Genomic DNA, 22,535 nt, shown 5'->3' with positions numbered 1-22,535 from the left:
CGTGCGGCACGCACGTAGCCTTCGGACGCCCCTGCCATGAGCCACGACACCCAATCCTCCCTGCGCGCGCTTGAGCACCACGACGCCTTCGTCTCACGTCACATCGGCCCCAACGACACCGAGGTCGCACAGATGCTGCGCACCGTCGGCCACGAGTCGCTGGAAGCCTTCACCGATGCCATCGTGCCCGCCTCGATCCGCTCGCCGGAATCGCTGGCGCTGCCAGACGCCGTAACCGAGGTGGATGCGATCGCCATGATCCGCACCATCGCGGACCGCAACCAGGTCTTCCGCAGCTTCATCGGCCAAGGCTATTACGGCACCCACACCCCCAACGTCATCCTGCGCAACATCCTGGAGAACCCGGGCTGGTACACCGCCTACACCCCGTACCAGGCCGAGATCTCGCAAGGCCGGATGGAGGCGCTGATCAACTTCCAGACCATGTGCGCCGACCTGACCGGCATGGAGATCGCCAACGCCTCGCTTCTTGACGAGGCCACCGCCGCCGCCGAGGCGATGACCCTGGCGCGCCGCTCCAGCCGCGCCAAGACCAATGTGTTCTTCGTATCCAATGGCGTGCATCCGCAGACCCTGGAAGTGATGCGCACCCGCGCGGAGCCGCTGGAGATCGAGCTGGTGGTCGGCGATGACGCCACCGCCGCCGATGTCGAGGCCTTCGGCGTGTTGCTGCAGTACCCCGACACCTTCGGTGCGGCGAACGACTACGCCGCGCTGGCCGACGCGGTGCACGCGCGCGGCGGCATCGTCTGTGTCGCAACCGACCTGCTCGCCCTGACCCTGCTGGCCTCGCCTGGCGATTGGGGCGCGGACATCGTGGTCGGCAACACCCAGCGTTTTGGCGTGCCGTTCGGCTTCGGCGGCCCGCATGCCGCGTTCATGGCGTGCCGGGATGCGTACAAGCGCTCGATGCCCGGTCGCCTGATCGGCGTGTCGGTCGATGTCGAGGGCAACACCGCCTATCGGCTGACCCTGCAGACCCGCGAGCAGCACATCCGCCGCGAGAAGGCGACCTCCAACATCTGCACCGCGCAGGTATTGCTGGCGGTGATGGCATCGATGTACGCGGTCTACCACGGCCCCGAAGGCCTGACCCGCATCGCTCGCCGCACCCACCGCCTGGCCGCGATCCTGGCCGGCGTGCTGCGCAAGGCCGGGGTCGCCGTCAGCGACAATTTCTTCGACACGCTGCACGTTACCGGCATCGATGCCGCCGAGCTGCACCATCGGGCTCAGGGCGCGCACGTCAACCTGCGGATCATCGACCGGGGCAGCGTCGGGATCAGCTTCGATGAGACCACCACCCGCGAGGACGTGATCGCCGTCGCCGGCCTGTTCGGCGTGCAGATCACCGACGTCGACGCGCTCGATGCGCAGACCACCGACGCGTTGCCCGCCGGGTTGCTGCGCCAAAGCGGGTTCATGACCCACCCGGTATTCAACACCCATCACAGCGAGCACGAGATGCTGCGCTACATGCGCGCCCTGTCCGACAAGGATCTGGCGATGGATCGCACCATGATCCCGCTGGGCAGCTGCACCATGAAGCTCAACGCGACCGCCGAGATGATCCCGATCACCTGGCCGGAGTTCGCCAACATCCACCCACTGGCGCCGGCCGGCCAGGCGCTTGGCTACAAGGAGTTGATCGACGGACTGGAAGCCATGTTGGTGGAAATCACCGGCTACGACGCGGTCAGCCTGCAGCCCAACTCCGGCGCCCAGGGCGAGTACGCCGGGCTGCTGGCGATCCGTGCCTACCATCGCGCCAACGGACAGGAGCAGCGTGACATCTGCCTGATTCCCGAGTCCGCCCACGGCACCAACCCCGCCTCGTCGCAGTTGTGCGGGCTGAAGGTGGTGGTGACCAAGTGCGATGCGAACGGCAATGTCGACGTCGAGGACATCCGCGCCAAGGCCGAGAAATACAGCGACCGGATCGCTGCCTTGATGATCACCTACCCGTCGACCCACGGCGTGTTCGAGGAAGACGTGGTCGAGATCTGCGAGATCGTCCACCAGCACGGCGGCCAGGTCTACACCGACGGCGCCAACATGAACGCCATGGTCGGCCTGGCCAAGCCGGGCAAGTGGGGTTCGGACGTGTCCCACCTCAACCTGCACAAGACCTTCTGCATTCCCCACGGCGGCGGCGGTCCCGGCGTCGGTCCCTGCGCGGTCAAGTCGCACCTGGTGCCCTACCTGCCTCGTGCCTACTCGCCCGCCGGAGAGACTGTCCGAAGCACGGCAGAAGGCACTCCCATCGCCACCGGTGGCATGGTCAGCGCCGCCACGTACGGCAGCGCCAGCATCCTGCCAATCAGCTGGATGTACATCACCTTGATGGGCAAACAAGGGCTACGCAAAGCCAGCCAGATCGCGATGCTCAACGCCAACTATGTCTCCAGGCGCTTGGCTCCGCACTACCCGACCCTGTACACCGGTCGCAGCAACCTGGTCGCGCATGAGTGCATCCTGGACCTGCGCCCGCTGGAAAAGGACACCGGCGTCAGCGCCGAGGACGTCGCCAAGCGCCTGGTCGACTTCGGCTTCCACGCCCCGACCCTGAGCTTCCCGGTCGCCGGCACGCTGATGGTGGAGCCGACCGAGAGCGAGTCGCTGCACGAGCTGGACCGCTTCATCAATGCGATGATCCAGATCCGCGAAGAGATCCGCGCGATCGCCGAGGGCAAGCTCGACCGCGAGGACAACCCGCTCAAGCACGCCCCGCACACCGCCGCCCAGGTCAGCGCCAGCGAGTGGACCCACGCCTACCCGCGCGAGTTGGCCGCATTTCCGCTGGCGGTGCTCAAGCAGCAGAAATACTGGCCGCCGGTCGCCCGCGTCGACAACATCTATGGCGACAAGAACGTGTTCTGCAGTTGCGTGCCGATCAACGAGTTCGAAGGCGAGATCGAGGCGTTCAGCGAGCCGAACGTTTCCTGATCCGTTTTCAAAAAAGCTGACGCCCCGAACCGGGGGCGTCAGGCTGTGCGCCCGGCGCTGGATCGCATTTCCGCGCCGCCGCCCGGCGACCGTACTCAGCCGCCGTTTGCCTCCCGCCACTCCAGGAATGCGTCCCTGGTCGCGAAGGTGAACGTGCAGGCTTCGCCGCCATCGCCGCCACCGTCCGCGACCGGATCGGTGACATAGAGATGGATCGTGGTCGGGTTCGCGCAGTGATACGAGACCTCGACGCTGGCATAGGCCCTGGGCGTGGAGGTCTTCTCGAGCCAAGCGGCGAGCATCTGCTGCAGCTCCTCGGGGGTCCGCAGGAAGCCGCGGTTACGAGGCATCCCTTCGTTGATCATCTCGGCCAACTCCTCGGGGGTCCGCTGGAAGCCGCGGTTGACGCCTTCCTTCCACCAGTCGTCGAGCGACGGCGAGGACGGATCCTCGGCACCGACGTACGCGGTCACGTAGCCGCGTGCCTCGGTCCCGTGGTGGCCGGACTCGGTGCGAATGTCGACGATGTAGTCGCCCTCGAATTCTGACGACGATACCCGCGCGGGACTGCCCGACTGGTGCGCGCCCTCCAGCTGGAAGTCGTTGTTGCGCAGCGACCATTGCGCATGCACGGGCGCGCCGGCGACCAGGCGCCAGTGCAGCCTCGCCGCTTCGTCAGCGGCGCCGGTGGCGGTGAACTTCACCTGCACGCCCTCGTCTTCCGGCCGGTGCAGTTGCTTCGGCTCGACCTCCAGGTCCAGCGGTTCACCGGCCAGCGACGACGCAACCCTGGCGACCCCGCGGGCGATGGCGATGGCATTGGCCGCTTGTTCCGGTTTCCCGTTGATGGCCTTCTCGAAGCTGGACACCAACGCCTTGTCGGTGCCGGTGCCGGCATCGCGGTCGAATGCGGCCAGGATCAACTGCATCTCCAGCAGCGACAGGCGGGTCTGCCCGGAACGTGGACCAGCTCCCTTGACCGGAAGCTCGGAACCCGGGCGCCCCAGCACACGCCGCTGCGGATCGGCCAGGTCGACCGGCGGATCCTGCAGCCGCGCCATCTCGGTGATGAACAGCGGCACGAAACTGGCCGGATCCTCCGGTGCCTTGGCCGCCGCCTGCACCCAGCGCTCGAGCGCAAGCTGAAAATCCTCGCCCGCCCCGTACTCGGGCCCGACCTTGCTCGCGTAGACGTTCTGGAGGCGCTCTGCCTGCCGCATTGCATCGCGTCGCTCCTTGCGCGAGTCCTGTCCTTCGCGCAGGGTTTCGCGCGCCGCGTTCGCCGCTTCCCGCGCAGCGGTCAGCTCTTCGCGCGCCGCGGTCAGTTCCTCGCGTGCGGCCAGCACCACGGATTGCGCCTGCTTCGCCTCGCGGCTGGTGGCGTCGCGCACGGCCTTGTTGGCTCGTTCGACGCGCGCGCGCGCCTCGCTTGAGCGGGCTTGGGGCGCGTCCAGCACCGAATCCTCCCAGGCCTCGAATTCGGCCCCCTCGGTTTCGCGCGCGACTTGCCGCGCCTGCGCCACCTCGCGTTGCGCTTCGCGGCGACGCTCTTGCGTGTACTCGTCCTCGATGTCGCGGTTGGGCTGCCGAGCATTGCCGGAACGCTGGGCATTCGGGAATTCCCAGCCGAAAGACGCGAGCATGTGCGCGAACTCGGCCACTTCCAGGCGCGCGCGGAGGCCGCGGTCGCGCGCTTCCATCGCCATGTGCACGGTTTCCCGCGGCGTGACCGTGAACGAGGCCGCCGGGGCATGCGCGGCCACCAGTTCGCGCTCACCGTCGCGGGTGGCGATGCCGCCACGCGCGAGGATCTCGCGGGTCGCAGCGACCGCCACGTCGAGATCTTCGGCTTGGTTCAGTTGCCCCACCAGGTCAGCCCACGCGCCCTGCGGGATTTCCGCAAAGTCGTGACCACCATCGCCACCCCCCAGGATCCGGGGCAGCAGCGAACTACGGTCGCCTTCGCGCGCCGTCGCGTCGCCACCATCGCTCGATGCATCCCCACCACCACTGCAGGCACCCAAGACCAGCACCGCAACCAGTGCAACCCATCCGTATCGATTCATCTTCCCTTCCCCGTACTTACGTCAATAAATTGAAGTAGTTACACCAGGGAAATGATACCGGGAGGACAATTTCCGCGCACTTTGTGCGATTACCGTAACGCGAGTCTCAGGTTTCCGGCGGCGGCTTCAGTTCCTCCGCCAGTTCGTCGAGTTCGGCGATGGCCGCCTCCAGCGCGTCGTGGAACTCGCCCTGGCGCGTCATCAGTTCCTCGATGGTCTTCGACTCGCCGAGCTTCTTCAGCTTGCCTTCGTCGAACTTGAGCCACTGTGCCGTCAGTAACTCAACGTTGTTCTTCGAGTAATGGCGCATCTCCTTGAGCTGGGTCGCAAGGTCGGTGACGTGATCGAGCGGGGTCTTGGGGGTTTCGTCGGACATGGTGGCTCCCGGAAGCGAATTCCCCCAAAGGTACGAGGGCGGCGTGTGAACCGATGTGAATCCGAAGGCTCGGTACCGGAAGCCGAACTCGCCGCGTGGCTGCGTCGCCACATCCAGCTTGAACCAGGCAGCGGCGTGCACGAGCCGCCGAACCGTTACGCGGGCAAGGCCGGCGGCTGAGTCACCGTGCCGGCCGGGCGATGATCGGCCACAATCGCCGCATGTCGACCATGCCGCCGATGTCATCCGCCCGCCGCATGCTGCGCGGCATGCTGCACTTCCAGCCGCCCACGCCGCGACGCTGGCTGTTCGCATTGCGCGCCAGCGCCTGCATGGGTGCCCCGGTCGCCGCCGGCGCGCTGGCTGGCGACGTGCCGGCCGGGCTGATGGCGGGCATCGGCGGATTCACCGCGTTGTACGGCGCCGGCCGGCCCTACCTGAGTCGCGCCAGGCACCTGGCGGTGATCGCATTGGCATTCGCGCTGGCGGTCGGTCTGGGGCTGTGGGCGGGGACGTCGGCGTGGGCGACGGTATCGATGGTCGCGCTCATCGCCATGCTCGCCACATGGCTGGGCAATGCCCTGCAGATCGGGCCGCCGGGCGCCTACATGTTCGCACTGGCCTGCGCGGCGGGCACCGCGATGCCGGCCGCGCACCTGACCCCGCTGCATGCGGCAACGCTGGTCCTGGCCGGCGGCGGCTTTGCGTGGCTGGTGCACATGGGCGGCGCGTTTTTCCTGCCGCATGGACCGGAACGCAGCGCGGTGGCAGTCGCCGGCACGGCGGTGATCGACTATGTCGTGGCGATCGGCAGCGCCCGCGAAGGCCAGGCCCGTCACCGCGCGGCATTCACCATGCACCGGGCGTGGTCGGTGCTGGTCAGCCAACAGCCGGCGCACGTGCGCGCCGACGGCACACTCGGCCGCCTGCGCACTCTCAACCATGAGTTGCACCTGCGTTTCGCCGAGGCGATGGGCGCAGCCAGCCGGCAATCGCCGGTGCCGGCTGACCTGCCCGACGACCTGCGCCGGCTACTGGCACAGGTCCGCGACCCGCGCGAACTGCCCGGCTCCACAACCGACGAGATACCACTGGGCCATCCCAGCGCCCGCGCCGTCCTGCTGGAAGCATTGCAACCCGGCTCCAACTCGCGCCGGGTGATCCTGCGCGTCGGCGTGGCGGCCGTGGTCGCCGGTACGCTCGGCGCGGCCGTCCACCTCGACAGGGCGTACTGGGCGGTCGCCGCGGCGGTGCTGATGCTCCACCAGGGCTTCGACTGGCTGCGGATGCTCCAACGCAGCATCGAGCGCCTGCTTGGCACCTGGGTCGGGCTGCTTCTGGCCGGCGCGATCATCGTCGCGCATCCGCAGGGCCTGTGGCTGGCGCTGGTGGTGATGGCGCTGCAGTTCACCATCGAGATGGTGGTGGTGCGCAACTACACGCTGGCGGTGGTGTTCATCACCGGCGCGGCGCTGACCCTCGCCAGCGGCGGGCAGCCGGTGGCGTCGCCCGGAAGTTACCTGTTGGCGCGTGGCATCGACACCCTGGCCGGTTGCGTGGTGGCGCTGCTGGTGTTCCGGCTGATCCCGCCGCGCGCGTCAACCGCCCAGATTCCCGAACAACTGGTCCACGCCCTGCAGGCGGTCGACGCGGTGGTCGTCCACCTCGCCGCCGGCACCGTCACGACGATGGACGCGAAGCACGCGCGGCGCCAGCTCCAGCACGCCAGCTTCGCCCTCGCCCAGGCGCACGAGGAGAGCCTCGCCGCCTCGCGCCCGCAGCGTCGCGCCGCCGAGCACAGCTGGCCCGCGATCGCCGCCACCGAGCGCCTCGCCTACCGCACCCTGTCGGCCTGCTGGTCGCTGAAACACTTCGCCGGAGATGCCGCGCGCGAGGCCGCCGCATCGATGTTCCCCGCCGATGGCGAAGCACGCGTGCACCAGGCACTCGACATCCTCGCCGGCGCCGTGCGCGATGGCAGAACGCCCCCGTCACTGGCCCCGATGCCGTCGGTGCTCGAGGCGGAGCTGCGCAACCTGCGTGAATGCCTGGTGCGCGAGTCGTACGTCGGCGCACGCGAGCCTGTCCCGTAGGGGCGCCATGGTCATAGACTCGGGGAAACCATCACCCGGGTGACCCCATGATCCGCCACACCACGACTCGGCGCCTGCCCCAACGACTGCTGGCCAGCCTCGCCCTGCTGTGCCTCCTCCCGTTCGCGTCCGCCAGTACCGTCGCCCAAGCCGTGGCCACCGCCACCGCCACCGCGCCGCAGATCATGCGGCTCGACTACCTCCACACCGGCGACGCCGATGAGCAGCACTACGCGCTCGATCGCATCGTGATCGAACCGCTGCCGTGGGCGGGCAACCCGGCGCGGCCGATCGACGACAGCAACCGCGGCAACAACAAGTTCGAAGTGCTCGACGCCGCGACCGGCGAGCTGCTGTACTCGCGCGGCTTCAGCACCGTGTTCGCCGAATGGCGCACTACTGAGGAAGCCGGAAGCGTATCGCGTGGGTTCCAGGAGTCGTTGCGTTTCCCGACGCCGGCCAGCCCCGTCACCGTGCGCGTTTACGAGCGCGACGCCGCCAACGCCTTCGTGCCGGTCTGGAGCGTCGACATCGACCCCGGCGCCCTGACTGTCCAGCGCAATACCATGCCCTCCACCCTCAAGCCCGTCGCGATCCGCGACAACGGTCCCTCGGCGCACAAGGTCGACCTGCTGATCCTCGGCGACGGCTACACCGATGGCGAACGAGACAAGTTCATCGCCGACGCCCGGCGCCTGAGTGATCATCTGTTCACCGTGTCGCCGTTCAAGGAGCGCGCTGCCGACTTCAACGTCTGGGCGCTGACGGTGCAAACCCCGCAGTCCGGCATCTCGCGCCCCTCGACCGGCGACCACCACCCCTCCGCGCTCGGCGCACGCTACGACATCTTCGGCAGCGAGCGCTACGTGCTGGCGCTCGACAACCGCGCCCTGCGCGAGATCGCCCAGCACGCCCCCAACGAGTTCATCGAGATCCTGGTCAACAACCAGACCTACGGCGGCGGCGGCATCTTCGGCCAGTTCAGCACCGCCGCGGCCGACAACGCCTTCGCCGACTACCTGTTCGTGCACGAGTTCAGCCACCACTTCGCCGGCCTCGCCGACGAGTACTACACCTCGCAGGTGGCCTACGCGCCCACCGACACCAAGGTCGAACCGTGGGAGCCCAACATCACCGCCCTGCACGACCCCGCCCAACTGAAATGGGGCCACCACGTGCGCGCCGAGACCCCGGTGCCGACCCCATGGCCGAAGACCGAATACGAAGCACGCCAGCGCGAGTTCCAGCAAACCCGCGCCCAACTACGCGCCGACAAGCGGCCCGAGGCCGAGATGGAAGCCCTGTTCCGCGAAGAACTTGCCTACACCGAGCAGTTGTTCGCCGAAGAACCGTACAAGCACGCCGTCGGCGCCTTCGAGGGCGCCAACTACGCCGCGACCGGCTACTACCGCTCGCAGATGCAATGCCTGATGTTCGACCGCAGCGACGCCTACTGCCAGGTCTGCGCCGATGCGGTGGCGGAGATCATCGACCTGTATTCGCGGGCGGCCCGTTGAGCGCCATCGATCCGGCAGTCGCATCGAGTGCTCCGACGCGCGTGATCTGCATGCTCGCCTACGCCAATGCACAATCACTCGACATCATCGGCCCGATGGAAGTGTTCGCTTTCGCCAACCGGTTTGCCCTGGAGGACGATCCGCGACAATCACCGATCTATGCGGTGCGCATCGTGGCCCGGCACGCACAACCGATCACCGCGGCCTCGGGCCTGCGCATCATTCCCGATATCGCCTGCGACGAGCTTCCCGCCAGCGTCGACACCCTGCTGGTCAGCGGCGGCACGTGCGATGCGATGGACCGCATTCGCGAGGATGTCTGGCTGGTCGCCTGGCTACGGCAGGCCGCACTCCGTGTCCGGCGGATCGGCTCGGTCTGCAGCGGCGCGCTGTTGCTCGCCGAGGCGGGCGTTCTCGACGGACGGCAAGCCACCACTCATTGGGATGACGTGGCCGAGCTGGAGCGATGCTACCCCGACGTGCACGTCGTACCCGATGCCATCTACACCCGTGACGCGAACGTCTGGACTTCCGCGGGCATCACCGCCGGCATGGATCTGGCGCTGGCCATGGTGGCCGCCGACCACGGCCAGCCGCTGGCATTGAGAGTCGCCAAGCACATGGTGATGGTGAGCAAACGCTCGGGTGGGCAAAGCCAGTTCAGCCGCCAGCTCGACGAGCTGGAGCTGCCCGATCACTTCGCACAACTGGCCGGCTGGATCCGCGATCACCTGCACGACCGGCTCGACGTCACCCTGTTGGCCGGGCGCATGCACATGAGTCCGCGCCAGTTCAGTCGCCGCTTCAATGACGCCTTCGGCATGACCCCGCAGAAGTACGTCGAGCACCTGCGCATCGAAGCCGCCAAGCCATTGCTCGAAAGTACGACCAAGGATCTCCAGCGGATTGCCGCCGAGTGCGGCTTCTCATCGGGCGAGGCAATGCGGCGCGCATTCGTGCATCGACTGGGCGTCCGCCCGAACGAGTACCGGCAACACTTCGGCGCGCCCTGATCTCCGGGTGACCAGCGCGAGCATGTCCGGATTGGTGGCCGCGTTGTCCGCATTTGCAGCCACCATTGCATCATCATGAACGGACAGTAGATTCCACCGGAGAAAAGCCGTGCGCAACTCCCAAGCCGTCATGGGCGCCATGCTCGCCCTGTTGCTTTTCCTTGCGCTGCCGCGTCCGGCATGGGCTGCCAACGTGCCTCAGTCGGAGCCCGAAGTGACCGTGGGCATCGTGCTGTTCGATGGCGTCCAGATCATCGATTTCGCCGGCCCCTACGAGGTGTTCGGAGCGGCCGGGTTCGGCGTGGTCACCCTCACCCGCGACGGCAAGCCGATCACCACGACGATGGGGCTCAAGGTCACCCCCGATAATGACTTCGCGAATGCCCCGAACTTCGACATCCTGCTGGTGCCGGGCGGCACTGTTGCGGATGCGCAGAAGGACCCCGCCACGCTCGACTTCATCCGCTCACGCACCCCCGGCGCCGATCACGTGCTGTCGGTCTGCACCGGCGCCTTCATCCTGGGCGAGACCGGGCTACTGGACGGCCTGCAGGCCACCACGTTCACCCCCCGGATTGACGGACTGGCCCGCGACTTCCCCAAGGTCGACGTGATCCGCGATGTCCGTTGGGCCGACAACGGCAAGATCATCACCTCGGCCGGCCTGTCTTCGGGTATGGACGCGGCCCTGCACGTCGTCGCCCGTATGCGCGGCACCGACGTGGCTCGCAGCACCGCTCTTCACCTGGAATACGACTGGCAGCCCGAAGGCGGCTTCATCCGCAGTCTCATGGCCGACCGGTACATGCCCGGACTGCGGGACGTGGTCTGGCCCGAGGGCACCCAGTTCGATCGCACCGTCTCCGTCGGGGACGAGCGGACGTGGCGCATACAGTACGAAGTCACCAGCCCGGCCACCCAGGACGTCCTGATGCAGTTGATCGTCGACGGCGCCCAGTCCGAAGGCGACTGGACCCGCATGCCGGGCGCCGGCACCTATCGCTGGGAAGGTGAGATGGAGAACCGGCACGTCGTGCTGGAGTTCAAGGCCACGCCCTCCGACACCGCGGAACACTTCGGGCTCGAGGTGAGAATCGACGCGGATGAGCCAAAAATTTAAGCGGCTCGGCTTGATTCGACGTCAGCTCAATCGCCAGCCTCCTTTTGATCCCCAGGGTACAAATGAACCGCTATCTTTTTCTGGTGCTGCTTGCGATCTCGTCCACAGCCAGCGCCATCGTGATTCGTACCGACCTTGATGATGCCGCGTACCGGATACCGGCTTCTGCATTCCCGGCACTGGCGGACATGCCCTACGAAGCGCATGGCGTCCTGATTGCGCCGCAATGGGTTGTAACCGCAGCTCATGCAGCGCCATCGCCGCATATGAACGAAATAACCATCGGTGGTGCAGCGCGCAGGATCGAGCGCGTATTCACGCATCCGGGCTACAAAAAGCTGCCTGACGCACTAATCCAGGAAGCACTGGCATCTGGCGATGCATCGAAAATCCATGAGTTTCTTGCATCATCGGATGACATAGCGCTGATCAAACTGGCGTCCCCCGTTACGGATGTAACCCCGGTCGCCCTCTATCGCGGAAGTGACGAAGTCGGGAAGACCATTGAGCTCATAGGCAAGGGGGCGACCGGAAATGGTACCGACGGCCAGCCCCCTCACAGCCAGCACCGCACGGACTTGCGCCATGCCTTCAATGTCGTTGCCGGTGCTGATGCACGCTGGCTTTGGTACGCATTTGATCCACCCCCGGCGGGCCTACCGCTCGAAGGCGCGACCGGTAGCGGCGACAGCGGTGGCCCCGTCGTCATTCACGACAAGGGTCGGGTGCGTCTCGCGGGTTTGGCCAATTGGGTGAAGTACCCCGAGAGCGACGTCCCGACGATACAACCTGGCCTCTATGGCCAGATCGGCTACAGCATCCGGATTTCCCGGTACGCCAAGTGGATCGACGATACCGTCACCGCTCAGGCGCACCTGGCCGATCGCCAGTCCTCTGAAGAACACGAGCGTTGAAGTCTCGCTACGCCGTTAATCAGTCCGGCGGCCCCTTGAGCTCCACTACATTGCCCTCCGGGTCGGACAGGTACTGCGACGGCCCCTCGCCCATCGCGCCGTAGCGCGAACCGAACTCGCCAACCTGCACGCCATGCGCCTGCAGGTGGGCGACGATGGCGTCGCGGTCGAACGGCAACACCTGCAGGCACAGGTGGTCCATGTTGCGACCCTCCGCGCCCGGCGCGGCGCCGCCCATGCGCCCGAGCTTGCCCTCGACATCGACCAGGTCGATCAGCGAATCCCCCGCGCGCAACTGCAACAGGCCGATCGCCTCCTGCCGCTTCTCGACCGTGCAGCCGAGGACATCGCAATAGAACGCCTGCATCGCCGCCACGTCGCGGACGCGCAGGACGACATGGTCGAGGCGCTGGAGGGAGAAGGGAATGGTCATGGGTTTAGGATAGCCTGGACACCGCACGGACACCGCGCATGAGCCAGGACATCGAAGCACTGCAAGCCGCCCTACGCGAATTCGCCCGCGAGCGCGAATGGGGGCAGTTCCACTCCCCGAAGAACCTGGCCGCCGCGCTGTCGGTGGAAGCGGCCGAACTACTGGAACACTTCCAGTGGCTGACCGAAGCACAGAGCCGCGACCTGCGCGGCGACAAGCGCGAACAGGTCGCCGAAGAACTGGCCGACGTCCTGCTCTACCTGCTGCAACTGGCCGACAATCTGGGCATCGACCCGGTGGACGCCGCGTGGCGGAAGATGGAGGCCAACGCGAAGAAGTATCCGGTGGAGCGGGCGAAGGGGCGGATTACGAAGTACACCGAGCTCTGAAACCGAGACAGGTGCTCGAAGACCTGTGGTACGGGCACCGTGCGGTGAATCGATCAGCCCTCCAAGCGTGCATCAAAAAAACCCGTTCACGATGATGTTTCAGATAGGTCGTCGATTCGGCTGCTGCTTTCGCAAGGATGCCGGCATCCCTAGCATCGCCCGTTTCGACTCCGATATCCGTGAACAGCCCAGCATGTGTCCACTCGAATCGAAGCTGATAAGCCCGACGGATCGCCTCCCGTCGCATCCATTCACATGGCCCCCCCGCGGCGTCCGTGCATACTGGCGTCCCGCCGTGCGATGTCTCGCCGTATGCCGCAAGAAAACGCCAAGCCTTCGGGCGACACCGGCCCCGGCCCCGGCGCCGCCGGCGTAGCTGTCGCGCCCGAGCAGGCCGCAAGGCCGGACGCTGGGGCGACGGACGCCGGGACCGCGTCGTTACCGGACACCGGGCCGCTGCTGATTGTCGGCATAGGCGCTTCCGCCGGAGGGCTGGAGGCTTTCAAAAATTTCTTCGCGCAGATGCCAGCCAACAGCGGCATGGGGTTCGTGCTGGTCCAGCACCTGGCGCCACAGCACACCAGCCTGCTGACCGAACTGATCGGTCGTGGCACCGCGATGCCGGTACTGGAGGCCGTCGACGGCGAACCGGTGCAGGCCGACCACATCTACGTGATCCCGCCGGACGCCACCCTGACGATCGTCGACGGCGCGCTGGCGGTCAGCAAGCCCGCACCGCCGCGGCAATACCGCTGGCCAATCAATACGTTTTTTACTTCGCTGGCGCATGACCAGGGCGACTGTGCGGTGTGCATCGTGCTGTCGGGCACCGGCAGCGATGGCGCCCGTGGTCTGCGCGCAGTCAAGGAATGCGGTGGACTGACTCTGGCCCAGTCGGGCTTCGACCACGTAGCGATGACCGGCATGCCGGCCAGCGCCGCTGCCACCGGTCTGGTCGACGCCATCCTGCCAGTAGAGGATATGCCGGCGCGGCTGCTCGCCCACCTCCAGCACCTGCGGGCCACCGACAGCCACAAAGGCGCGGACGGTGAACGCCAGGACCTGGCCGCACACCTGCGCACGATCTGTCGCCTGTTGCGTGCCGAGGTCGGGCACGACTTCAGTCAGTACAAGGAGAAGACCCTGACCCGGCGCATCCAGCGCCGCATGCATGTGGTCCAGGTCGAGACGGTGCCCGGTTATATTGATTATCTGCGCGGGCACCCCGACGAACACCAGCAATTGTTCCGCGAGGTGCTGATCGGGGTCACCGAGTTCTTCCGTGACCCCAAGGCCTTCGAGGCATTGCAAACCACGGCAATCCCAAAGTTGCTGGCCAGCAAGGGCGCCGACGACGCGGTGCGGGTCTGGGTATCGGGTTGCGCCACCGGCGAGGAGGCTTATTCCATCGCCATCGCGTTGAGGGAGGCCATGGACCTGCATGACAAGGCCGACCCGAAGGTGCAGATTTTCGCCACCGACATCGACGACCGCGCGATCAGCGCTGCCCGTGCGGGACGCTACAAGTCACCACTGGTTGGCATCTCCGAGCAGCGTCAGGAGCGCTGGTTCACCCGCGACGGTGACGACTGGTGCGTGGCCAAGTCGATCCGCGAGATGTGCGTGTTCTCGCCGCACAGCGCGATCAAGGACCCACCGTTTTCGCGCATGGACCTGGTGTCGTGCCGCAACCTGCTGATCTACCTCAATTCCGACCTGCAGGAACAATTGTTGCGGACCTTCCATTACGCGCTGCGACCGGATGGTTACCTGCTGCTGGGCTCATCGGAGGGCCTCGGCCGTAGCGCCAAGCTGTTCACCGTGATCAGCAAGAGTCACCGCCTCTACACCCGCCGTGCCAACAGCGGGGTCGGCTTGCCGGCACTGCCCGAGCGCGGCAAGCCGGCGAGCGACACGCCGCCGAAGCGCGGCGCCGAGACGCGGGCCAGCAGCGGGGCCCAAGACTGGATCGACCTCGGGGCACGCCGCGCACTGGAGAAGTACTCGCCAGCCTATGTAGTGATCGACGAGCAGCACGACATCGTGCGCTTCGCCGGCAACACCGGGCGCTACCTGGAGCCGGCGGCGGGCGCGGCCAGCCTCAACCTGTTCGGGTTATTGCACCGTGGCCTGCGGGTGGCCGCGCGCAGCGTGGTAAAACAGGCCGTAGACGCTGGCAAGCCGGTACTACAGAGTGGTTTGAGCGTGTCGATCGGTGACCAGCGTCAACGCCTGCGGCTGATCGCGGTGCCGCTGCCCGTCCGCGATGCCGGCGTGCCGCTGTGCGTGCTGGCGTTCGACGAGATCGAAACGGTGCCGGCCGACGAAGCCGACAGCGACCATTCCGACGATCGCGGCACCGCGGTGGTCCAGGGACTCGAAGACGAACTGGCCAACGCACGCGCCGAGTTGCAGGCCGCGATCGAGCAGCAGGCGATGACCGGCGAGGAAATGAAGTCGACCAACGAGGAGTACCAGTCGGTCAACGAAGAGCTGCAATCGTCCAACGAAGAGCTGGAAACCTCCAAGGAGGAGATGCAGTCGATCAACGAAGAGCTGCAGACGGTCAACGCCGAAATCCAGGACAAGAACGACAGCCTCGCCCACCTCAACAACGACCTGCAGAACCTGCTCGACAGTACCCAGATCGCGACCCTGTTCCTGGACGCGCAGTTGCGGGTCAGCAACTTCACCCCGGCGATGACCGAGGTGTACCACCTGCGCGACAGCGACCGCGGCCGGCCAATCACCGAGATCGCCGCGCGAATCGACTACCCGGACCTGCGGCACGACGCGGGTCAGGTGCTGCGTACCCTGGCCATGGTCGAACGCGAGTTGCCGGCCAGCGACTCCGGACTGCTGTTCCAGTTGCGCATTCGCCCGTACCGCACCGTCGACAACGTCATCGACGGCGTGGTGTTGACCTTCGTCGACATCAGCGAACGCCAGCAATACCGGATCGAGCGCGCCCGGTTGGCGGCAATTGTCGACTCCTCACGGGAGATGATCATCGGCCATCGCCTGGACGGCACCATCACCAGTTGGAATGCCAGTGCCGAGCGGATCCTGGGCCATACGGTGAACGAGGCGATTGGCCAATCGCTCTCGCTCCTGGCACCCGACAGCACCGAGCAGACCCGGCAACTTCTGGAGGCATGCGCGAAGCACCGTGGATCGACCGAAGTGGAAATGCAGTGGCTGCGACAGGACGGCAGCCAGGTACCGGTCGCCGTGACGTGTTCTCCGGTGCTGGACATGGAAGGCACGGCCATCTCCGGGTCGTTGATCGCCCGCGACAACAGCGAGCGACAACGCTTCGATGCCGAGTTGAAAGCCAGCCAGCGCCACCTGGCGCAGCTGATCGAGCAGACGACGGTCGGGATCGCCGAAATTGACGCCACCGGCCGGTTCCTGCAAGTCAACCCGGCCTACTGCACCATCGTGGAACGCAGTGCCGAAACCCTGGCCGGGATGCGTAAACAGGACATTACCCATCCCGACGACGTGCCCGGTTACATGAGGCAGCTGCACGCACTGATGGCGGGCGGCCCAGCGTTCCGGATCGAGAAACGCTATCTGCGGCCTGACGGATCGGAGGTCTGGGTCGACAACAGTGTCTCCCTGCTCACCGATCCGGGTGGCAGGCCCGACCGCGTGCTGGCGATACTGCAGGACATCAGCGAACGTCACCGCGCGGCCGAGTACCAGCAATTGTTGCTGGGCGAGCTCAACCATCGAGTCAAGAACACCCTGGCCAGCGTGCAGGCCATTGCGCAGCAGACGGCGGCCAACTCCACGGACCTGGACCAGTTCCGCGCCACGTTCCTGTCACGCCTACATGCTTTGTCCAGCACCCATAATCTGCTGGCCGTCGACGCCTGGAGCGGCGCGGGGCTGCGCGAAATCGTGCTCAGCGAGCTGGCGCCCTACCAGCATGACAACGAAAGCCGGGTCCAGTTGAGCGGCGCGGCGCTGAAGCTCAACCCCAAGGCCGCTCTGGCACTGAGCATGACCCTGCACGAGTTGGCAACCAACGCGGCCAAGTACGGCGCGCTGTCGGTGCCCGACGGGCGGGTCGCGGTGCGATGGGAGACACGCGTGTCCGAACGGGTGCCGTGGCTGCACCTGCTGTGGACCGAGAGTGGTGGGCCCCCGGTCACACCACCGACCCGGCGGGGCTTTGGTTCACGCCTGATCAGCGAGGGGCTTGGATACGAGTTGCAAGGCACGGCGACACTGCAGTTCGATCCGGCCGGCGTGACCTGCCGGATCGAGTTGCCGTTGGCGGAAATCGAGAGCCCATCGTGAACACCGTCCTCGCCCCCGGGTGCCTGCTGATCGTCGAGGACGAGATGCACCTGGCGATGATGCTCGAGGATATCCTGGTCGATGCTGGTTATCGCGTACTCAAGGCCTCGCGGGTGCCCACCGCGCTCGCGCTGGCGACGGCGGAGCCCATCGACGGTGCGATCCTCGACATCAATCTGGCCGGAGTGCAGGTATTCCCGGTGGCGCAGGCACTGCGCGAACGCGACATCCCATTCCTCTTCACCTCCGGCTATGGCGAGGACGGCCTGCCGGACGACTACCACGGCTGCCCAATGCTGCAGAAGCCGTATGTGGTCGCACAGCTGAAACAGGCGGTGAGAACCCTGTTGCGCGGCTAGTGTTGCGCGGCTAGTGTTGCACGGCTACCGGTGCGTCGGCGTCTACGCCCATGGGTCTTGCAGCACGATGTTGGCGTCACGGTCGGGGCCGGTGGAAACCATCGCCAGTGGACAGCCGGAGAGCTCTTCCAGCGCGCGCAGGTAAGCGCGGGCGGCGGGCGGCAGCTTGTCCCATTCGGTGATGCCGTGGGTGCTCTCCTCCCAGCCCGGGAACTCCAGGTAGACCGGCACGCATTCGTCCCAACCCTGCGCATCGAGCGGTGCGTACTCGGTCTGCTTGCCGCGATACTGGTAGCCGATGCACATCTTCAGGGTCGGCATGCCGTCCAGGATGTCCAGCTTGGTGATGCACAGGCCGCTGATGCCGCTGATCGCGACCGCACGCTTGAGGGCGACGATGTCGATCCAGCCGCAGCGGCGCGGGCGACCGGTGGTGGCGCCGTACTCCTGACCGCGGTCGCGCAGGCCCTGGCCAACGTCGTCGTGCAATTCTGTCGGGAACGGGCCGCTACCGACGCGGGTCGCGTAGGCCTTGGCGATGCCGAGCACGTAGTCGATGGCATCGGCGCCGACACCGGTACCGGCCAGCGCGCCACCAATAGTGGTGTTGGACGAGGTCACGTACGGGTAGGTGCCGTGGTCGATGTCCAGCAGCGAACCCTGTGCGCCTTCGTACAGCACCCGTGCACCCTGCTTGCGCAGATCGTGCAGGATGCCGGCGACATCGGACTTCATCGGCTCCACGTAGTCGCCGAATTCCAGCGCCTCATCGAGGGTTTTCTGGAAGTCCACCGCCTCGACACCGAGGTACTTGGTCAGCACGAAGTTGTGGTAATCCAGCGCGCTGCGCAGCAGTTCGGCCAGTTGCTCCGGGTAATGCAGGTCGGCGACACGGATGCCGCGGCGGGCGACCTTGTCCTCGTACGCCGGGCCGATACCGCGACCGGTAGTACCGATGGCCTTGCCGCCGGCGGCCTTCTCACGCGCCTGATCCAGGGCAATGTGGTACGGCATGATCAGCGGCGTCGCCGGACTGATCTTGAGACGCGAGCGCACTTCGACGCCTTCGGCCTCCAGTTCGGCGATCTCCTTTTGCAGGGCGCCGGGGTGCAGCACCACGCCGTTGCCGATCAGGCACAGCGCGCCTTCGCGCAGGATGCCCGACGGGATCAGGTGCAGTACGGTCTTCTTGCCATTGATGACCAGGGTGTGGCCGGCGTTATGACCGCCCTGGAAGCGCACCACCGCACCGATCTGCGTAGTCAGCAGGTCAACGATCTTGCCCTTGCCTTCATCGCCCCACTGGGCACCGAGAACGACGACTGACTGACCCATTACGCATGCTCCTGAAGCATTGAGAGGCCGACGCGGCCAACTGTGCGGAAGGTTTCCACACACAGAAAAAGCCGGACGGGGAATGCCCCCAGCCGGCTTTTGTGCATTATCCGGGTTTCGGGGTCACAGGGCTAGCCCCGTGACCCGTCCCGGGTGAACGGACCGCCAAGCTTACCGGTCGTTACCAAAGTACTGCAGGAAATCATCCTCGTTGTCGAGCATGATCACACCCTGGCCATCATCGAACGCGTCGCGATACGCCTCCAGACTGCGCTGGAACGCATAGAACGCCGGGTCCTTGTTGGCGGCCTTGGCATAGGTCGCCGCCGCTTCCGCGTCACCCTGACCGCGCAGTCGCTGTGCATCGCGTTCCGCCTCGGCAATGATCACTGTCCGCTCCCGGTCCGCTTGCGCCCGCACGGTCTGGGCCTGCTCGGCGCCTTCCGCACGCAGGCGGCTGGCCACCTGGTGGCGTTGCGCACTCATGCGGCGATAGACGTCCTGGATCACCTGGCTGTCGGTCGGCAAGTCGATCTGCTTGATGCGCAGGTCGATGATCCGCACTCCGACCGTGGCGGCACCTTCATTGATCCCGTCCAGTTGCCGCTCGATGATCTCGGAACGATCACCAGACACGATTTCCTTGAGGGTCCTGGCGTTGATTTCGTTACGCAACGAGTCCTTGATGATGGGCGCAAGACGGTCGATGGCAAGACTTTCGTCGCCGCCGGTGGCGCGATAGAACGCGCGCACATCCTCAATCATGCCGACGGTGAAGAAGTCGACGCTGACGTCCTTGCGCTCGGAGGTCAGGTAACGCTCGGGCTCGGCGTCAAGCACCATCAGGCGGCGGTCGAACACCATCGCACGTTCCACCAGCGGCCATTTGAAGTGCAGCCCCGGCTCCAGGCCGGTGCGATCGACACGCCCGAGGTTGAGCACCATCGCGACCTGGCCCTCGCGGACGACATAGGTCGAGCCCATGAACAGCAGCAACACGGCGACGCCCATCGCAATCCATATGGAATGTTTCATCGGGTCACCTCCGGGCGGCCAGTGGGTCTGGAGCTGCGATCGCTACGATTGGCTGCGCCGGACTTGGATGCCGAATCGGATAGCGCTCCGGACTCCAGCAACTGGGGGGTCAGCAACGGCGCCGACGAGGTACCGGTGGAAGTGGAGTTGCCGCCACCTGCGCCCTCGGTCATCGGAACGTAAATCAGCTGGCGCGAGTCGCCGCCAACGACCTTGCGGTTGCCCGACAGCACGTCCTGCACGGTCTCCAGCCACAAGCGTTTGCGGGTGACCTCCGGCGCATCATGGTAGGCATCGACCAGCATTGAGAAACGATCGGCGTCACCCTCTGCCCGTGCGACCGATGCGGCCTTATAACCCTCGGCAACGGTTCGTACGCGTGCCGCCTGGCCGCGCGCTTCCGGAACCACCTGGGCAGCGTAGGCCTCAGCCTCGCTGATCAGTCGGTCCTTGTCCTGCTGGGCGCTGTTGACGTCATCGAACGCAGGCTTGACCTCATCAGGCGGACGCGCGTTGGGAAGACTCAGTTCGGTCACGACCAGCCCGGTGCGGTAGGCATCCAGTGAGGCCTGCAATTGCTCCCTTGCCGACACCGCCAGCGCGTTGCGGGCGCCCAGCACGGTGTCCAGCGTGGAACGTCCCACCTGCTCACGGACGGTGCTGAGTGATGCCTGCTTCAGCATGGCGTCGGCGTTACGGGTCCCGAACAGGTATTTGTACGGATCGCTGACCCGGTACTGGACGTTGATCTCGACCTGGACGATGTTCTCGTCACGCGTCAGCACCGGCACGTTGGTGCCGAAGGTCTTGATCTCGGTGGCGTTGATCTTGATCACCGTCTCCACCGGCCATGGCAACTTGAAATGCGGCCCCGGTTGCAGGACGCGCGAGTAGTGGCCAAACCGCAGCACGGTGCCACGCTGCTGCTCGTTCACCAGCACGAAGCTGTTGAATACCAGCCACAGCACGAAAACCACCAGGACCCAGCGCCCGATGCCGTTGCCACCGCCACCGCCACCGCCTTCGAACAGGCCGCGCAAGCGATCAACGATCTCGTCCAGACCATTGCCGCCGGGTCGGCGCTGCCGGGGTGGCCGGCCGCTGCCGGAATTGTCACTGCCAGGGGTGTTCCAGGCCATGCCTGCTCCTAATGTCGATAGACGCCGTCCTGCATTGTCCGGCAGGCGACCGATGATTCTAGGTGGGGGCGGCGCTTGCCTCAAGCAAGCGTGCGATCAAACGGTATCGGATGGGAGCTCCAGCGACTCCAGCAGTGGCTGCAGGGCATCGCCGTGCGGCTGCGTATACAGCCGTTGCACGTCTTCTTCGGTGATCTCCAGCCGCAGTGACCAACCGTGCTCGGCGGCGTGCTCCTCGCGTACGGCGCCCAGCTCGTGCAGGCGGGCGCGCAGCCGTCCTGCGCTTGAGGACAGTTCCACCGTGCCGGTCACATGGCGAAGCTGGAGCGCCTCGCCAATCACTTCCGGCAGCAGATCCAGGCCAAGGCCATCGCGCGCCGAGACCCAGACCCGCGAGTGGCCTTCACCCGGCCGATCGATCCGCGGTCGTACCTGCTCAAGCCGGTCGATCTTGTTGAATACCAGGATCTGCGGGAGGTCGCCGGCACCAATCTCGGTCAACACCTCGTTGACCTGGGCGATCCGCTCGTCCCGCAGCGGGTCATCGGCATCGATGACATGCAACAGCAGGTCTGCTTCGCGCGCCTCCGACAAGGTGGAGCGGAACGCGGCGACCAGCTCATGGGGCAAGTCACGGACGAAGCCGACGGTATCGGCCAGCACCACGGCGCTGCCGGACAATTCCATCCGGCGCACGGTCGGATCCAGGGTGGCGAACAGCTGGTCGGCGGCGTAGGCGCCGGCACCAGTCAATCCATTGAACAGCGTCGACTTGCCGGCGTTGGTGTAGCCGACCAGGGCGACCCGCGGCAACTCGCTGCGGACGCGGCCACGGCGCATCTGGTTGCGCTGCACCTCGACTTTCTGCAGGCGCTTTTGCAGTTGTTCCAGGCGTTTTTGCAGCAACCGGCGATCGGTCTCCAGCTGGGTCTCACCCGGCCCACGGAGCCCGATGGAGCCGCCGCGCTGGCGCTCCAGGTGGGTCCAGCCGCGGATCAGGCGGGTCGACATGTGCTTGAGTTGGGCCAGCTCCACCTGCAACTTGCCGTCGTGACTGCTGGCCCGCTGGGCGAAGATGTCCAGGATCAGGCCGGTGCGGTCCACCACCCGGCACTGCAACGCACGCTCCAGGTTGCGCTCCTGGACCGGGCTGAGCGGATGGTTGACCAGCACCAGGTCAGCGCCGCTGGCCGCTGCGGCGGCCTGCACTTCTTCCAGCTTGCCGCTGCCGATCAGGATCGCGGCATTGGGCCGATCAATGCGCGCGGTCAGGGTGGCCACCACGTTGGCCCCGGCCGAACGGGCGAGCTCGGCAAACTCTTCCAACTGGCCCTCGTCGGGCGGTCCACCGGCGTGGGGCTGGATCAACAGGGCGTTCTCACCCTTGCGGGAGCGTTCAAACAAAGGTTGCGGACTCCGCGAATCGACTGGTCATGCCCACCAGATGGGTGCGTGGCGGGCAAACACAAGG

17 protein-coding genes are annotated in these 22,535 nt (G+C 66.1%); 10 read left to right on the top strand and 7 right to left on the bottom strand.

All coding sequences use genetic code 11. The features are described from left to right. The first annotated feature begins 36 nt into the window (after window positions 1-36). The gene (gene gcvP, locus ACW7G0_RS02865) at window positions 37-2,967 is read left to right on the top strand and encodes an aminomethyl-transferring glycine dehydrogenase (RefSeq protein ID WP_456987511.1); all 2,931 of its coding nucleotides are present in this window, start codon (window positions 37-39) and stop codon (window positions 2,965-2,967) included. Window positions 2,968-3,062: 95 nt separating this feature from the next. On the opposite strand, the gene ACW7G0_RS02860 is transcribed toward gcvP, so the two are convergent. Both ACW7G0_RS02860 and ACW7G0_RS02855 read right to left on the bottom strand, forming a co-directional pair. After that, window positions 3,063-5,033, bottom strand: coding sequence for a hypothetical protein (locus ACW7G0_RS02860; RefSeq protein ID WP_456987510.1), 1,971 nt, complete (start codon window positions 5,031-5,033; stop codon window positions 3,063-3,065). 106 nt (window positions 5,034-5,139) lie between these two features. After that, a complete protein-coding gene (locus ACW7G0_RS02855) occupies window positions 5,140-5,409 on the bottom strand; it encodes a hypothetical protein (protein WP_456987508.1) in 270 nt (89 codons plus the stop codon). 45 nt (window positions 5,410-5,454) lie between these two features. Between ACW7G0_RS02855 and ACW7G0_RS02850 the strand changes: the two genes are divergently transcribed. The 6 genes from ACW7G0_RS02850 (at window position 5,455) to ACW7G0_RS02825 (ending at window position 12,066) form a co-directional block, all read left to right on the top strand. Beyond that, the gene (locus ACW7G0_RS02850) at window positions 5,455-5,589 is read left to right on the top strand and encodes a hypothetical protein (protein WP_456987506.1); all 135 of its coding nucleotides are present in this window, start codon (window positions 5,455-5,457) and stop codon (window positions 5,587-5,589) included. A gap of 59 nt (window positions 5,590-5,648) precedes the next feature. Continuing rightward, complete coding sequence (locus ACW7G0_RS02845; protein WP_456987505.1) at window positions 5,649-7,502, top strand: FUSC family protein; 1,854 nt, start codon at window positions 5,649-5,651, stop codon at window positions 7,500-7,502. Window positions 7,503-7,549: 47 nt separating this feature from the next. Then, window positions 7,550-9,019, top strand: coding sequence for a M64 family metallopeptidase (locus ACW7G0_RS02840; RefSeq protein WP_456987504.1), 1,470 nt, complete (start codon window positions 7,550-7,552; stop codon window positions 9,017-9,019). Then, window positions 9,016-10,032, top strand: a complete 1,017-nt coding sequence (locus ACW7G0_RS02835; protein WP_456987502.1) for a GlxA family transcriptional regulator — start codon at window positions 9,016-9,018, stop codon at window positions 10,030-10,032. The genes ACW7G0_RS02840 and ACW7G0_RS02835 overlap by 4 nt, the downstream gene beginning before the upstream one ends. A 109-nt stretch (window positions 10,033-10,141) precedes the next feature. Next, window positions 10,142-11,152: a DJ-1/PfpI family protein gene (locus tag ACW7G0_RS02830; RefSeq protein WP_456987500.1), complete on the top strand. Its 1,011-nt coding sequence runs from the start codon at window positions 10,142-10,144 to the stop codon at window positions 11,150-11,152. Window positions 11,153-11,214: 62 nt separating this feature from the next. Continuing rightward, entirely contained in the window at window positions 11,215-12,066 is an 852-nt protein-coding gene (locus ACW7G0_RS02825) for a S1 family peptidase (protein WP_456987498.1), read from the top strand. Between the two features lie 19 nt (window positions 12,067-12,085). Here the strand turns inward: ACW7G0_RS02825 and ACW7G0_RS02820 are convergent, their stop codons facing one another. Next, complete coding sequence (locus ACW7G0_RS02820) at window positions 12,086-12,499, bottom strand: VOC family protein (RefSeq protein ID WP_456987497.1); 414 nt, start codon at window positions 12,497-12,499, stop codon at window positions 12,086-12,088. A 38-nt stretch (window positions 12,500-12,537) separates the two neighbouring features. On the opposite strand from ACW7G0_RS02820, the gene ACW7G0_RS02815 reads away from it, so the two are divergent. The 3 genes from ACW7G0_RS02815 (at window position 12,538) to ACW7G0_RS02805 (ending at window position 17,555) form a co-directional block, all read left to right on the top strand. Beyond that, window positions 12,538-12,888, top strand: a complete 351-nt coding sequence (locus ACW7G0_RS02815) for a nucleotide pyrophosphohydrolase (RefSeq protein WP_456987496.1) — start codon at window positions 12,538-12,540, stop codon at window positions 12,886-12,888. A 312-nt stretch (window positions 12,889-13,200) separates the two neighbouring features. Continuing rightward, window positions 13,201-17,196 (top strand): chemotaxis protein CheB, encoded by a 3,996-nt coding sequence (locus tag ACW7G0_RS02810; RefSeq protein ID WP_456987495.1) that lies wholly within the window; start codon window positions 13,201-13,203, stop codon window positions 17,194-17,196. After that, complete coding sequence (locus tag ACW7G0_RS02805) at window positions 17,193-17,555, top strand: response regulator (RefSeq protein WP_456987493.1); 363 nt, start codon at window positions 17,193-17,195, stop codon at window positions 17,553-17,555. The genes ACW7G0_RS02810 and ACW7G0_RS02805 overlap by 4 nt, the downstream gene beginning before the upstream one ends. Window positions 17,556-17,597: 42 nt before the next feature. Here the strand turns inward: ACW7G0_RS02805 and ACW7G0_RS02800 are convergent, their stop codons facing one another. The 4 genes from ACW7G0_RS02800 to hflX form a co-directional block, all read right to left on the bottom strand. Continuing rightward, entirely contained in the window at window positions 17,598-18,890 is a 1,293-nt protein-coding gene (locus ACW7G0_RS02800) for an adenylosuccinate synthase (protein WP_456962113.1), read from the bottom strand. 171 nt (window positions 18,891-19,061) lie between these two features. After that, complete coding sequence (hflC, locus tag ACW7G0_RS02795; protein ID WP_456987491.1) at window positions 19,062-19,925, bottom strand: protease modulator HflC; 864 nt, start codon at window positions 19,923-19,925, stop codon at window positions 19,062-19,064. Further along, window positions 19,922-21,064, bottom strand: a complete 1,143-nt coding sequence (hflK, locus tag ACW7G0_RS02790) for an FtsH protease activity modulator HflK (RefSeq protein ID WP_456987489.1) — start codon at window positions 21,062-21,064, stop codon at window positions 19,922-19,924. Before hflK ends, hflC begins: the two co-directional genes overlap by 4 nt. Window positions 21,065-21,160: 96 nt before the next feature. Beyond that, window positions 21,161-22,468 (bottom strand): ribosome rescue GTPase HflX, encoded by a 1,308-nt coding sequence (gene hflX / locus ACW7G0_RS02785; RefSeq protein WP_456987487.1) that lies wholly within the window; start codon window positions 22,466-22,468, stop codon window positions 21,161-21,163. Window positions 22,469-22,535 lie beyond the last annotated feature (67 nt).

The sequence above is a fragment of the Lysobacter sp. A286 genome, from assembly GCF_054052105.1.
The sequence above is the reverse complement of the archived record's forward strand: the minus strand, read 5'-3'. Positions and strand labels throughout refer to the sequence as shown.

Coding starts and splice junctions, on each gene's coding strand:
- gcvP (WP_456987511.1), top strand. CDS start 37: ATGAGCCACGACACCCAATCCTCCCTGCGCGCGCTTGAGCACCACGAC.
- ACW7G0_RS02860 (WP_456987510.1), bottom strand. CDS start 5,033: ATGAATCGATACGGATGGGTTGCACTGGTTGCGGTGCTGGTCTTGGGT.
- ACW7G0_RS02855 (WP_456987508.1), bottom strand. CDS start 5,409: ATGTCCGACGAAACCCCCAAGACCCCGCTCGATCACGTCACCGACCTT.
- ACW7G0_RS02845 (WP_456987505.1), top strand. CDS start 5,649: ATGTCATCCGCCCGCCGCATGCTGCGCGGCATGCTGCACTTCCAGCCG.
- ACW7G0_RS02840 (WP_456987504.1), top strand. CDS start 7,550: ATGATCCGCCACACCACGACTCGGCGCCTGCCCCAACGACTGCTGGCC.
- ACW7G0_RS02825 (WP_456987498.1), top strand. CDS start 11,215: ATGAACCGCTATCTTTTTCTGGTGCTGCTTGCGATCTCGTCCACAGCC.
- ACW7G0_RS02820 (WP_456987497.1), bottom strand. CDS start 12,499: ATGACCATTCCCTTCTCCCTCCAGCGCCTCGACCATGTCGTCCTGCGC.
- ACW7G0_RS02815 (WP_456987496.1), top strand. CDS start 12,538: ATGAGCCAGGACATCGAAGCACTGCAAGCCGCCCTACGCGAATTCGCC.
- ACW7G0_RS02810 (WP_456987495.1), top strand. CDS start 13,201: ATGCCGCAAGAAAACGCCAAGCCTTCGGGCGACACCGGCCCCGGCCCC.
- ACW7G0_RS02800 (WP_456962113.1), bottom strand. CDS start 18,890: ATGGGTCAGTCAGTCGTCGTTCTCGGTGCCCAGTGGGGCGATGAAGGC.
- hflC (WP_456987491.1), bottom strand. CDS start 19,925: ATGAAACATTCCATATGGATTGCGATGGGCGTCGCCGTGTTGCTGCTG.
- hflK (WP_456987489.1), bottom strand. CDS start 21,064: ATGGCCTGGAACACCCCTGGCAGTGACAATTCCGGCAGCGGCCGGCCA.